Origin of the sequence: Acinetobacter sp. C13 (assembly GCF_016809775.1) — a bacterium.
Classification (GTDB): domain Bacteria; phylum Pseudomonadota; class Gammaproteobacteria; order Pseudomonadales; family Moraxellaceae; genus Acinetobacter; species Acinetobacter pittii.
The window spans coordinates 390,976-403,724 of sequence record NZ_JAFBJL010000001.1; the positions used below are offsets into that span (position 1 = coordinate 390,976).

11 protein-coding genes are annotated in these 12,749 nt (G+C 39.4%); 8 read left to right on the forward strand and 3 right to left on the reverse strand.

Annotated elements, in window-relative coordinates:
- The first annotated feature begins 11 nt into the window (after window positions 1–11).
- Window positions 12–434 carry an OsmC family protein gene (locus JGE69_RS01860; RefSeq protein ID WP_199112072.1) on the forward strand — a complete coding sequence of 141 codons (423 nt, stop codon included), beginning with the start codon at window positions 12–14 and terminating at the stop codon, window positions 432–434.
- A gap of 94 nt (window positions 435–528) precedes the next feature.
- Window positions 529–954 carry a GNAT family N-acetyltransferase gene (locus JGE69_RS01865; RefSeq protein ID WP_199112074.1) on the forward strand — a complete coding sequence of 142 codons (426 nt, stop codon included), beginning with the start codon at window positions 529–531 and terminating at the stop codon, window positions 952–954.
- Here JGE69_RS01865 and JGE69_RS01870 read toward each other — a convergent pair.
- Window positions 951–1,760: a M23 family metallopeptidase gene (locus tag JGE69_RS01870; RefSeq protein ID WP_199112076.1), complete on the reverse strand. Its 810-nt coding sequence runs from the start codon at window positions 1,758–1,760 to the stop codon at window positions 951–953. The two genes, JGE69_RS01865 and JGE69_RS01870, sit on opposite strands and share 4 nt — an antisense overlap.
- 300 nt (window positions 1,761–2,060) lie before the next feature.
- Between JGE69_RS01870 and clpB the strand changes: the two genes are divergently transcribed.
- Window positions 2,061–4,640 (forward strand): ATP-dependent chaperone ClpB, encoded by a 2,580-nt coding sequence (gene clpB / locus JGE69_RS01875; protein ID WP_005070314.1) that lies wholly within the window; start codon window positions 2,061–2,063, stop codon window positions 4,638–4,640.
- 52 nt (window positions 4,641–4,692) lie between these two features.
- On the opposite strand, the gene JGE69_RS01880 is transcribed toward clpB, so the two are convergent.
- Complete coding sequence (locus JGE69_RS01880) at window positions 4,693–5,187, reverse strand: CinA family protein (RefSeq protein WP_002121541.1); 495 nt, start codon at window positions 5,185–5,187, stop codon at window positions 4,693–4,695.
- A 268-nt stretch (window positions 5,188–5,455) separates the two neighbouring features.
- Between JGE69_RS01880 and JGE69_RS01885 the strand changes: the two genes are divergently transcribed.
- Window positions 5,456–5,872 (forward strand): hypothetical protein, encoded by a 417-nt coding sequence (locus tag JGE69_RS01885; RefSeq protein ID WP_174723156.1) that lies wholly within the window; start codon window positions 5,456–5,458, stop codon window positions 5,870–5,872.
- Between the two features lie 44 nt (window positions 5,873–5,916).
- Here the strand turns inward: JGE69_RS01885 and rlmKL are convergent, their stop codons facing one another.
- Window positions 5,917–8,127 (reverse strand): bifunctional 23S rRNA (guanine(2069)-N(7))-methyltransferase RlmK/23S rRNA (guanine(2445)-N(2))-methyltransferase RlmL, encoded by a 2,211-nt coding sequence (rlmKL, locus tag JGE69_RS01890; RefSeq protein WP_017399354.1) that lies wholly within the window; start codon window positions 8,125–8,127, stop codon window positions 5,917–5,919.
- A gap of 239 nt (window positions 8,128–8,366) precedes the next feature.
- Between rlmKL and JGE69_RS01895 the strand changes: the two genes are divergently transcribed.
- The 4 genes from JGE69_RS01895 (at window position 8,367) to JGE69_RS01910 (ending at window position 12,741) form a co-directional block, all read left to right on the forward strand.
- Window positions 8,367–8,711 carry a hypothetical protein gene (locus tag JGE69_RS01895; RefSeq protein WP_016802795.1) on the forward strand — a complete coding sequence of 115 codons (345 nt, stop codon included), beginning with the start codon at window positions 8,367–8,369 and terminating at the stop codon, window positions 8,709–8,711.
- 124 nt (window positions 8,712–8,835) lie between these two features.
- Window positions 8,836–9,852: an aspartate carbamoyltransferase catalytic subunit gene (locus JGE69_RS01900; RefSeq protein WP_002121555.1), complete on the forward strand. Its 1,017-nt coding sequence runs from the start codon at window positions 8,836–8,838 to the stop codon at window positions 9,850–9,852.
- A gap of 12 nt (window positions 9,853–9,864) precedes the next feature.
- Window positions 9,865–11,100, forward strand: a complete 1,236-nt coding sequence (locus JGE69_RS01905; RefSeq protein WP_032056739.1) for a dihydroorotase — start codon at window positions 9,865–9,867, stop codon at window positions 11,098–11,100.
- Between the two features lie 213 nt (window positions 11,101–11,313).
- Window positions 11,314–12,741: an OmpA family protein gene (locus JGE69_RS01910; RefSeq protein ID WP_174723158.1), complete on the forward strand. Its 1,428-nt coding sequence runs from the start codon at window positions 11,314–11,316 to the stop codon at window positions 12,739–12,741.
- Window positions 12,742–12,749 lie beyond the last annotated feature (8 nt).

Consider the following 12,749-nt stretch of genomic DNA (forward strand, 5'->3'; position numbering starts at 1 on the left):
GGGTAGTTGCAATGCAAACAAGTGTACATTGGCTAGAGAATGTTGCTTTTGAAGCGAAATCGGATAGTGGGCATAGTGTCATCATGGACGGCTCACCTGAGTATGGTGGTGAAAACCGTGGTCCACGTCCTATGGAACTAATATTAATGGGACTTGGTGGGTGTGCTTCGTTTGATATTGTGACTATTTTAAAGAAATCTCGCCAAGATGTGATGAATGTTGTATGTAATTTAAAAGCTGAGCGCGCTGACGCAATTCCGGCTGTGTTTACTAAAATCCACTTACATTTTGTGGTAACTGGTAAAGCTGTGAAAGAAAAGCAGGTTGCAAAAGCAGTTGAATTGTCTGCCGAGAAATATTGTTCAGCGAGTAAAATGCTTTCTGACGGTGGTGTAGAAATTACACATGACTTCGAAATTATTGAAGTGGAATAAGGCATTTTTTGATAGCTAGAAATTAAAAAAAGCTGACATGAGAGTTGGCTTTTTTATTATCAAAAATAACTAAAAAATAAAAGGAAGAATGAAAGTGAATATTCGTTCTGCTAAATCAGAAGATACGCAAGCCATATGTGATCTACTTAAACAGATGGGATACCCACAACCTCTTGCTCTTATTCAAGAAAAATTTGAAATACTCCATAATGACGCCAACTCACAAATTTTGATTGCTGAAGAGAGGGGTAAAATTTATGGTTTTTTATCTCTCTACTTTATTCCGCAAATTGCCTTACAAGGTGACTTTGCCAAAATATGCTATCTGTGTGTTGATGAGAATATGCGTAGCAAAGGTGTAGGGCATTTACTCGTAAAGGAGGCTGAGCAACAAGCCAGACGCCGAGGGTGTGATCGAATGGAACTGCATTCAGGAATGCAAAGGCCTTTGGCGCATCAATTTTACCTAAGAGAAGGCTATATCGAAGCGCCAAAGTATTTTCGTAAAGCTTTAAATTAACGAGCTGTATTTAGAAAAAGCTGAGGATCTACCCGAGCATTATTAAGGCTCATGCCCCAATGCAGGTGAGGGCCTGTCACACGTCCTGTTTTACCTACTAAACCTAGCGTTTCTCCTTGGCGGATAGGTTGGCCTTTCTCTACTTTAATTGCGCTTAAATGGCAGAACATGCTGACTAAGCCTTGGCCATGATCAATCAATACAGTTTGTCCATTAAAAAAATAAGATCCAGTTTGGATAACCACACCATCTGCTGGCGCAACAACTTTTTGCCCTACTGGCGCAGGAATATCTAAACCTGAGTGGGGCGCGCGTTCCTCGCCATTGAAAAAGCGTTTTCTTCCAAAAGAGTTGCTAAATTTCCCTGAAGTCGGGCGTATAAATGTGGGTAGGGTTTGCCATGAGCTCTGTGTAAATGAGGTATACACATCATTTTGTTCTTTTGCTTCTTGGGCGTAGCGGTCTAATTGACTTTGGTTAGGGTTCACATAATCTTGGTTCGTGACTTTAATCCGTTGTTCTGCGTAAGGATAAGACTTAACTTCTATTTGAATCGGGGCTTTATTTGTGTCGAGTTGAATACTGCCGATTGGAGTAGATAATGGAATGCCAAGCACGGCATAACGCTGCTGACCTTCTTGGCTAATTAAAACAGGCTTTTGTTGAAAAGTGACCTGAGTAATATCAGTACTTAGAGGAACAACTGCAATTCCACCAGGTCGTCTGGAGTCTTGTGGGAGCTGAGCGATTGCCAGTGCCGAAGTAAAAAGACAAGTTGTTGTTAATATAATATGTTTAAAGTGCATTTTTCATTTCAAAACGAGTAGGAAACTAGCAAGATAAACTAAAGCTTAATTACTAAATTCTCAATGAAGACTTTGTGAAAAGCGTAGTAAGAATAAGCATGAATCTAAATATTCAAGCATTTTAATAAAATGTAGCTGAACTGTACTTGAAATATATACAAAACAATCCCATATTATAATGGAGTTTTACTCATTGTTGTTTTTATAACATTATGAAAAATATATAAAAATTTATTTGAAATTCGAAGAAGTGTTCCCATCTATTAGACAAGTACAAATTTGTTGTGAGGAATAACAAGAATGCGTTTTGAGAAATTTACAAACCGCTTGCAGCAAGCCCTCTCAGATGCTCAATCTTTAGCGATGGGTAAAGACCATACCGCTATCGCAGGTATTCATATTTTGTCTACCTTGTTAGAAGAGCCATCAAATATTAGTTTGTTGCAACAAGCAGGTGCACGGTTACCTGAACTTAAACAAAAACTTGAACAGGCTATAAAAGATGCGCCGACAATTGCCAACCCAACGGGTGATGTCAACTTAAACCCAGAAGCCGTTAAAGCGCTTAATTTGGCAGACAGATATGCGCAAAAGGCAGGTGATGAATTTTTATCAACTGACTGGGTTTTATTAGGTTTGGCAGAGACAGGCGAAACTAAAAATATTTTAAGTGCGGTAGGTGTAACTCCCGACAGCTTACGCAAAGTAATTGAACATATTCGAGGTAATGACAAAGTCATGAGTAATAATCACGAAGACCAACGTGACTCACTTAATAAATATACGATTGATTTAACAGAGCGTGCTTTATCTGGAAAACTTGATCCTGTCATTGGGCGTGACGATGAAATTCGCCGTACCATTCAGGTTTTATCGCGTCGCACCAAAAACAACCCTGTTCTTATTGGTGAGCCGGGTGTAGGTAAAACCGCTATTGTTGAAGGTTTGGCACAGCGTATTGTGAATGGTGAAGTGCCAGAGGGATTAAAAAATAAACGTGTTTTATCCCTCGACTTAGGTTCATTACTGGCTGGTGCTAAATATCGTGGTGAGTTTGAAGAACGTTTAAAAGCTGTTTTAAAAGACTTGGCAAAACACGAAGGCGAAATCATCCTGTTTATTGATGAGTTACATACACTCGTAGGTGCAGGTAAAGGCGATGGCGCAATGGATGCAGGGAATATGTTAAAACCTGCGTTGGCTCGTGGTGAATTGCGCTGTGTGGGTGCGACGACCTTAGATGAATATCGTCAATATATTGAAAAAGATGCAGCTTTAGAGCGTCGTTTCCAAAAAGTATTGGTTGATGAACCAAGTGTTGAAGATACGATTGCGATTTTACGTGGACTCAAAGAGAAATATGCCACTCACCATGGTGTGCAAATTTTAGACTCTGCGATTATTGCTGCGGCGAAAATGTCTCATCGTTACATCACTGATCGTCAATTACCAGACAAGGCAATTGATTTGATTGATGAGGCAGCTTCTCGTATTAAAATGGAGATTGACTCTAAACCTGAAGCACTTGATAAGCTCGATCGCCGTTTAATCCAGTTGAAAATGCAATTGGAAGCTGTGAAAAAAGATGAAGATGTCGGCAGTAAAGCTGAAGTCACTCATCTTGAAAAACAGATTGCTGAAGTCGAGAAAGAATACAATGATCTTGAAGAAATCTGGAAGTCTGAAAAAACTTTGGTAGAAGGTACTAAACAGGCTCAGGTGGAACTTGATAAAGCGCGTATTGCTTTTGAGAAAGCTCAGCGTGAAGGTGATTTGGCTGAGGCAGCACGTTTACAGTATGGCGTAATTCCAGAGTTGCAAAAACAACTGGAGCAAGATGAAGTTGCAGAAGAGAACGAAGAGCCAAAACTCATTCGTACTAAAGTGACAGAAAATGAAATTGCCGAAGTTGTAAGTGCTGCAACAGGTATCCCGGTTGCTAAAATGATGCAAGGCGAGCGTGAAAAACTCCTTAATATGGAAGAGTTTTTACATGACCGTGTTGTAGGGCAAGATGAAGCAGTTGTTGCAGTGTCTAATGCAGTACGCCGTTCACGTGCCGGTTTGTCTGACCCGAATCGTCCTAGTGGATCATTCTTGTTCTTGGGTCCAACAGGTGTTGGTAAAACTGAGTTGACTAAAGCACTTGCTAACTTCTTGTTTGACAGTGATGATGCGATGATTCGTATCGACATGAGTGAATTCATGGAGAAACATTCTGTTAGCCGTTTGGTTGGTGCGCCTCCAGGATATGTTGGTTATGAAGAAGGCGGTGTTTTAACTGAAGCTGTTCGCCGTAAGCCATATAGCGTGGTGTTGTTTGATGAAGTCGAAAAAGCGCATCCTGATGTATTCAATATCTTGCTCCAAGTATTGGACGATGGTCGCCTAACCGACTCACAAGGTCGAGTAGTAGACTTTAAAAATACAGTTATTGTGATGACTTCAAACTTAGGTTCACAAGATGTACGTGAGCTAGGTGAAGGTGCAACAGACGATGAAGTGCGTACTATTGTGATGAATGCGGTAAGTCAGCATTTCCGTCCGGAATTTATTAACCGGATTGATGAGCTTGTAATTTTCCATTCACTCAAAAAAGCACAGATTCGAGGCATTGCCGATATTCAGTTGGATCGCTTACGTTCACGTCTGGTTGATCGTGATATGAGTTTAACTGTAGATGACACTGCTTTTGATTTATTGATTGATGCTGGTTTCGATCCTGTGTATGGCGCGCGTCCATTGAAACGTGCGATTCAACAACAGATTGAAAACACATTAGCACAAAAAATCTTGTCGGGTGATTTTGTCGCAGGTGATACTATTCTAGTTAAAGGCGAAAATGGGCATTTAGTCTTCGATAAAATGAAACTCAGCTAAGCTTTGTCTGCTAAAACCGAAAAGAGAATATGGAAACATATTCTCTTTTTTTTTATGGTGAATCAGTTTTTATGGTTGATGTGAGTAAAGCAATTATGGCATCTGAAACTTTCTGAGTTAATGTCTTTAACTTTTGTTCTGAGTGACCAGATAAAAAATAACGATAATGATAAATATGCTGTTGGTAAGAAATGCAAATAAAAAAGGTGCCCACAGGTTTTTCTGGGGTTTCACTTCCGCCAGATTTTAATAGCCCAGTACAACTGACAATAATATCAGCTTGTTGAAATAAGCTTTGACCCAGCCTACACATTTCCTCGGTGACTTGCGGTGACTCTGCTGTGTAAGTCTCTATTAACTTTGGATCGATATTTAAAATACTAATTTTAATACTTGGGTCGTAGCTAACTAAGCCACCTAGTAAAATATCTGCGCCACTGTTTTTGTGAATAGAAAACTGACTTGTTAAATAACCCGAACTTGCACTCTCAATAAAAGCAATTTTGAGCTGGCGATCTTCTAATAGTTGGCAGCACTGCTGAAGCATTATTTCACCTCGAATGGTGTTTATTTATAAATAAAATCAATTTACAGATAAATTATAAAATTACAGTAAGTGATTTAGCAGTGTCGTACAAGTCTGAGATAAAAATCTATAAAACAACTTGAATATTCACTAAATGCTTGTGAAATATTTCAGGTTTTAAAATGATCAATGTTAATTGTCGGGAAGTCTATTTATAACATTGCGACATGTTTAAAAAATTGTTAATTTTGTTCGATATAACGAACAATAACAATTTAGGATAAATGCAATGAACAATAAACAAGGATCTGCGCTGTGTATTTTAGGTTGTATTACACTGATCCCAATTAACGTATGGGCTGCGCAGCCTCTAAGTGAAGGGGCCTTAGCAACGCAAACAGGGGCAGTAAATGCAGCTTTACCTGTGATTATTGCGAAAGCTCAAGACGATGCTAAGAAACCAATGGTAGAACAACAACAAGCACGTCAGGTGTTAGGGGATAATTATTTACAACAAGTTCGATGGGATGCACTTAGAACAAGTGTACTTTCACCTTATCAAGAACAAAAACAAAACCATGTTATCGATAGTAAGGAAAAGAAGAAACTAGAAATGATGGCATTACCGGAAAGAGCAGACCGATTTACCAAATATGATTTTGAATCAAAAAATGTTCATGGCGAGGTTATTATTACCGTGAAGTAATAATAACCTCTAATCTTATTAATATTGATCATTAATATTGATCATTAATATTGATCTAGACCAGGATGCTGGATTTTCCATGCACGGTGGATTTTTTGATTACGTTTAAAATCAGGGCCAATAGTTTCAGAAGTGATTTCTTCAACCTGAAAAATAGCTTCGATCTCTTCGTCCATCTCAAAACCACGATAGTTGTTTGAGAAATAAAGCGTTCCTTCACTGTTTAAACGGTTCATTGCACGTTTAATGAGTGAAACATGGTCACGTTGGACGTCGAAAGTACCATAGAACTTTTTAGAGTTTGAGAATGTCGGTGGATCGATAAAAATAAGGTCATATTGTTCGTGACCTTCTTTTAACCACTCAAAACAGTCACTCGCAAAGAACATGTGCTGTTCATCTGCGTGATCTACAGTCAGGCCATTTAAAACGAAGTTTTCTTTTGACCAACTTAAGTAGGTATTAGATAAGTCTACACTTGTCGTGCTTGCAGCACCGCCTAAAGCAGCATGTAAGCTGGCTGTAGAGGTGTAGCTATATAAGTTCAAGAAGTGCTTACCACGAGCTTCTTGAGCAATACGTAAACGCATTTGACGGTGGTCGAGGAATAAACCTGTATCTAGGTAATCTGTCAGGTTAACTAAGATTTTAGCTTTACCTTCCTGAACGATAAAGCGTTTTGAAGCTGTGCTTTGTTTTGTATATTGATTAGTACCTGTTTGACGCGCACGTGTCTTAATAAAGATGGCATCGCGGTTTAAACCAGTAACAGCACGAATTGCAGCGAGTGCTAAATTAAAACGTTTTTTTGCTTTTTCAGGATCGATTGTTTTTGGTGGTGCATATTCCTGCACATGTAAGCGATCGCCATATAAATCTACAGCGACATTAAAGTCAGGTAAGTCTGCATCATACAAACGTAAGCAATAAACATTTTCTTTCGTTGCCCATTTTTTCAAGGCAGTCATATTTTTTTGTAAACGGTTAGCAAAATCTTGAGCTTCTTCCATTTCAATAGGTTGAGCTTGCCAAGTTGCTAAGAATGGCTGAGTTACTTTTTCAGGCTTAATTGAACCAAAGCGAATGTAAATCGGTAACTTACCATTCATTAAACGTAAGGTTTCAGGCGCTTCAAATGCTAAAACATCGGCTTGTTCAATTTGAGCTGCAATAATAGCTGCATATTGATTTGGGAAATGTTTTTGTAGAAGTGCAGATAGACCTAAGTAAAGAGAGCGGTTAGATGCTTTATCACCTAAACGTTCACCATATGGAGGGTTAGTCACAATAAATGCAGTTTTGCCTTCAGCTGAAAAATCAGGCCAGTCCGCTAAAGTACGTTCTTCAATCTGAATTTGGCCTAATACTTTTTCAAAGCCTGCCGCAATAATATTTTCACGAGTGGCTTTTACAGCTTCCCAGTCTGCATCGTAGGCATAAAACTTAGGTAAAGGTAATTCAAGCGCCTTTTCATGACGTTCTGCTGCTTCAGCTTTAAGTGAAAGCCAAAGTTCGCGGTCATGACCATGCCAGCCATTAAAGCCAAAACGGCGAACAAGGCCTGGTGCACGGTCAGTTAAAATCATTAATGCTTCAATAATAAATGTACCTGAACCACACATCGGGTCGAGCACAATCTCTGGCTTACGTTGTTGAAGCTGAGCTTTTTGTAAAATTGCCGCAGCAAGGTTTTCTTTAATTGGTGCATCCGTCATATAACGACGGTAACCACGTTTATGTAATGAATCACCTGATAAATCTAGGCAATATGTATGCTCAGTTTTACCTGCTAAAACATACAACGTAATTTCTGGTTGTTTAGTATCAATGCTCGGACGACGACCTACAGCTTCCATAAAGGAATCTACAACACCATCTTTTGCTCTAAGCGTTGCAAATTGAGTGTTAACCTTAATTTCACGTTCTGCATGTAAGCGAATAGCGAAGGTACTTTGTGGTGCAAAAATAAGTGACCAGTCAAAACTAATCGCACCTTCATAAAGCTCTTCTGCTACATCACGTGCATCGTGTGTATGTTCAAGTTCATAAGTATGAATCGGAAGTAAAACACGAGAAGCAAGACGCGACCACATACAGATGCGGTAAGCATGTTCAAGCGTTCCTTCAATGATTAAACGTCCTGCTTTACGTTCTGTCACTTTGGTGCCAAGCTGTTCTATTTCTTCTTGTAAGAGGGCTTCTAAACCATCAGCACAAGTAATCCAATAGTGGTTTAAACGTAAAGAGGTATTCATAAACTCGATTGACCAAAACATATAAATATTAACGATGCAAAGTTTAACTTATTTTGATGTGTAAAGGTTTTTAAATTATTGCAACCTATCATAATCCAACCAATAAACTGATTTTTAAAGATTAAAACAATTAAAGTGGTATGTATTTTGCTAACTCAATCCTATCAATGGTTATTTAATTAACAAACATAGCCAGTTTTTAACCATTTTATTATTTTAAATTGATGGGGTAATTATAAATGAAAGACATGATGGGGAATGGTTTTATTGCTAATGCGGATGCTTTCTCAGTAGCGACACAAATATATGTACGCATGCGTAGGGTGACGGGGCGAGTAATTGATGCAATGTACGTTGTCCAAAATAAAGATTATGCAAAATATGTCATTGCGCTGGCACTAGAAACAGAGGATGACGAATTAAAACGATGTGTTGAGCGATTGAAATCGTTGGTTGAGACAATACCTGAGCTTTCTCAAAAAGAAAAAATTGCTGTTGTTAAAGTCGATGAAGAGTCGGAAATTACCGCTGAGGATATTTATCGGGCACAAGTTCCGCACCATTACATTGGTGCATTAAGGTAATTGCCAATAAGGTTCTAAATTTTCTGGTCAATTTAGGGCCTTATTCTGTAAAGTTCTTCTGCGAAAAGAGCGGAATTCAGCTACACTATGCACGTTTTCGCGATTCGACCCATAGGAATCCATTATGCATATTGCAGCGTTGCATCAACCGAGCCAGGTTCAGCTCAATCAAGACGGAAATTTAAAACATTTTTTAACGATTGAGGGACTTTCAAAAGAAAACCTCACCAAGATTTTAGATACCGCACAAAGCTTTTTAGATGATAATAATAATTTAATTAACCGTCCGCTCTTAGAAGGATTGACGGTTATGAATCTCTTCTTTGAAAACTCCACACGTACTCGTACTACTTTTGAAGCAGCAGCAAAACGTTTGTCTGCCAATGTACTGAACATTGATATTGCACGTTCAAGTACTTCAAAAGGTGAAACTCTGCGCGATACGCTCTGGAACCTTGAAGCAATGGCAGCGGATATCTTTGTTGTTCGCCATTCATCTTCGGGTGCTGCACATTTCATTGCTAAAGATGTATGTCCAAAGGTTGCGATTATTAATGCAGGGGATGGACGTCATGCGCATCCAACGCAAGCGATGCTTGATATGCTCACCATTCGCCGTGAAACTAAAAAACCATTTGAAGATTTAAGCGTTGCTATTATCGGGGACATTAAACACTCTCGTGTAGCACGTTCGGATGTAGCTGCATTACAAACTCTAGGTTGTAAAGACATTCGTGTGATTGCACCGAATACATTATTGCCAGTGGGCTTTTCGGAATATGGCGAGCACGTTCGCTTGTTTAACAAGATGGATGAAGGCATTACTGATTGTGATGTGATTATTGCCTTACGTATTCAAAACGAACGTATTGACTCTCCAGCGTTATCTTCACAGTCTGAATTCTACAGAATGTATGGTTTAAACAAAGAACGTCTTGGTTTAGCTAAACCAGATTGCATTGTGATGCATCCGGGACCAATGAACCGTGGTGTAGAAATTGATTCAAGTGTTGCTGATGGAGACCAGTCGGTTATTTTGAAACAAGTAACCAATGGTATTGCAGTTCGTATGGCCGTATTGGCGTTATCGATGCAAGGCCAACTCCAAGAGCAAGGTTTAATTGAAGCGATTACGTTGTAAGGAATGGATCACATGAGTATTGTAAAAATTGAAAATGTACGTGTGTTAGACCCAATCCAAAAAACAGACAGCGTACAAACTGTATATATTGAAAATGGCAAGTTAGTTGCTCCAGTTGAGCAAGTTGAGCAAACCATTGATGGCCAAGGTAAATGGTTAATGCCAACCATGGTTGATTTGTGCGCGCGTTTGCGTGAACCGGGTCAACAGCAACATGGGACATTGAAATCGGAAGGTAAGGCAGCACGTGCCAATGGTATTTTGCATGTGATTACACCACCTGATTCAAAGCCGATTGTACAAGACAACGGTGCTCTCATTCATGGCTTGATTGAAAAGGCATGGCATGATGGGGGCATTCACATGCATATCATTGGTGCTCAAACCCAAGGTTTAAATGGTAAGCAACCAGCAAACATGGCGGGCTTGAAAAAAGGTGGTTGTACTGCTGTTTCTAATGCAAATGCTGCTTTTGAAAATGACGATGTAGTTATTCGTACCTTGGAATATGCAGCAGGTCTCGGTTTAACAGTCGTGTTTTATGCTGAAGAGCCACAGATTGCTAAAGATGGATGTGCACACGAAGGCTTTATTGCTTCTCGCCAAGGTTTGCCGATGATTCCTGCAATTGCTGAAACTGTAGCGATTGCAAAATATCTGCTTATGATTGAAGCAACTGGCGTAAAAGCTCACTTTGGTTTGTTATCTTGTGGTGCATCGGTTGAATTAATTCGCGCAGCAAAAGCAAAAGGTTTACCTGTGACTGCCGATGTAGCAATGCATCAATTGCATTTAACTGAACACTTAACTGATGGTTTCAATTCACTTGCGCATGTTCGTCCACCATTGCGTTCTGAGCAAGATAAAGAACTTTTACGTCAAGGCTTAAAAGAAGGCGTGATTGATGCAATTTGTACGCATCATGAGCCTTTAAGCAGTTCAGCAAAAATGGCACCATTTGCTGAAACTCAACCGGGCATTACTGCTTTTGATACTTATGTATCTTTAGGCATTCAGCTCATTAATGAAGGTTTATTTGAACCTTTAGAGTGGGTTGAAAAAGTGACTAGCGTACCTGCGCAGGTTGCCAATATGACTACGCGTTGGGAAGATGAAGCAGGATGGGTATTAGTAGATCCTGAATTAAACTGGACAGTAAGCAAAGACACAATTTTATCACAAGGGAAAAATACTCCATTGTTGGGTCAAAACCTTAGCGGTAAAGTACTTCAAACTTTTGCTAACTGATAAAACTGTTATTTAAAGTAAATTTAAAATATAAACAGGTAGATCAATAAGATCTGCCTGTTTTGTAAATACTAGATGGAAATTTGTATATAAATTATTTAAAAAACAACAAAAGATTGAGCGCACATTAGAATAAAAAACTATCAGCAAAGAGAAGTATTTGAATAATCAAAAGTTGCTGGTTACGACGTATAAAATTCGGGAGAATAACCAATGTCGATAAACCCTATAGAACTGCTTAAAGAAAAAGTATCATCAACAATATTAGATAATCAGGATGGATACCTAGGCGAAAAATCGAATGCTTTATCTAAGTTTTATCCAATTTTACTTTCATTATTAGCTGCTAAACCTGATCTTATTGGACAATTAAAAAACAGTTTGGCTCCTTCGTTATCAGACCTTTTTTCTCATAATGACCAAATCAAGAATACTGTACTGACTCATTTAAGTGGTACAGCACCAAATAATGAAATCGAAAGCACACTCAACAGCGCAATTAAACCTAGCCTTAATGCAATTTCGGACGTTGCCGGAAATGATCAACAGAGTATTGTAAATTATTTACGTCAGCATGCAGATACTATTCGTTCGCATTTGCCGGGATGGGCAGTGGGTCTATTAGCTCCTTTAGGACTTGGTGCAGGTTTATCTTCAGTTCCACATGCAACTTCAGCAGCCCCACCATTAGCTGCAGCCAGTGAAAAAACAGGCAAATCTCGTGGGTTCCTCCCTATTATTGCCTTAATTATTTTGGGTCTTATCATTGCTTGGTTATGGCGTTCTTGCCAGCATAAAGAAGCTGTACCAGCACCTGAACCAACGGCTGCCAGTGGTGTTGAGGCTACTACCGCAGCTGCACCTGCGAGTTTAACCTTAAGCACAGATGATAAAGGTGCTGTTAGCCAGTGTCAGGCAGGTATTGGCGATCAAGGATTCTTAGCAACCCTACAAACTCAAGTTAAGCAGGTTTTCTCATCAACTCAGGATTGTAACGTTGATACTAGTCAAACATATGCAGCTGGATTTACAGATAAAGATGCACTTGCTGGCGTGCTTGGTGCCTTAAAAGGTGTGCCAAATGCATCTTTAGAATGGATAGGTGACAAAATTACTTTGAAAGCAGCTGATGCAGCAGCGTTAGCAGCATTAACCGCAAAAGTAAAAGCTCTTGTTCCTCACACTGAAGTTGTTTCTACTGCACCAGAAACAGCTGAGCAATCTGTAAGCAATAGCTTAACTGCTTCGCAAACTGCTTTAGGCTCAATTGACCCGAACAACGTCGATGTAAATGCATTAGTGAAAGCGCTTAACTTGCAAATCATTAACTTTGCGAGTGGTTCAAGTGACATACCTGCCGATAACAAAGCCATTCTTGACCAAGCTGCAACACTTTTAAATAAAGTCAATGGAGTGAAATTAAATGTGGGTGGTCATACTGACTCGACAGGTAATGCAGCAGCAAATAAAGCCTTATCACAACGCCGTGCTCAAGCAGTAGTCGACTATTTAACATCTAAAGGTGTAGACGGGTCTAAATTAGTTGCACAAGGCCATGGCTCTGATCAGCCTGTTGCAGAGAATACAACAGAAGAAGGACGCTTTAAAAACCGTCGTATCGAGTTTTCAGTAGCTCAATAATATTCTGA

Bases quoted from the DNA above. Each gene is read 5' to 3' on its own strand.
- JGE69_RS01885 (WP_174723156.1), top strand. From the start codon at position 5,456: ATGAACAATAAACAAGGATCTGCGCTGTGTATTTTAGGTTGTATTACA.
- JGE69_RS01880 (WP_002121541.1), bottom strand. From the start codon at position 5,187: ATGCTTCAGCAGTGCTGCCAACTATTAGAAGATCGCCAGCTCAAAATT.
- JGE69_RS01860 (WP_199112072.1), top strand. From the start codon at position 12: ATGCAAACAAGTGTACATTGGCTAGAGAATGTTGCTTTTGAAGCGAAA.
- JGE69_RS01895 (WP_016802795.1), top strand. From the start codon at position 8,367: ATGAAAGACATGATGGGGAATGGTTTTATTGCTAATGCGGATGCTTTC.
- JGE69_RS01870 (WP_199112076.1), bottom strand. From the start codon at position 1,760: ATGCACTTTAAACATATTATATTAACAACAACTTGTCTTTTTACTTCG.
- rlmKL (WP_017399354.1), bottom strand. From the start codon at position 8,127: ATGAATACCTCTTTACGTTTAAACCACTATTGGATTACTTGTGCTGAT.
- clpB (WP_005070314.1), top strand. From the start codon at position 2,061: ATGCGTTTTGAGAAATTTACAAACCGCTTGCAGCAAGCCCTCTCAGAT.
- JGE69_RS01905 (WP_032056739.1), top strand. From the start codon at position 9,865: ATGAGTATTGTAAAAATTGAAAATGTACGTGTGTTAGACCCAATCCAA.
- JGE69_RS01910 (WP_174723158.1), top strand. From the start codon at position 11,314: ATGTCGATAAACCCTATAGAACTGCTTAAAGAAAAAGTATCATCAACA.
- JGE69_RS01900 (WP_002121555.1), top strand. From the start codon at position 8,836: ATGCATATTGCAGCGTTGCATCAACCGAGCCAGGTTCAGCTCAATCAA.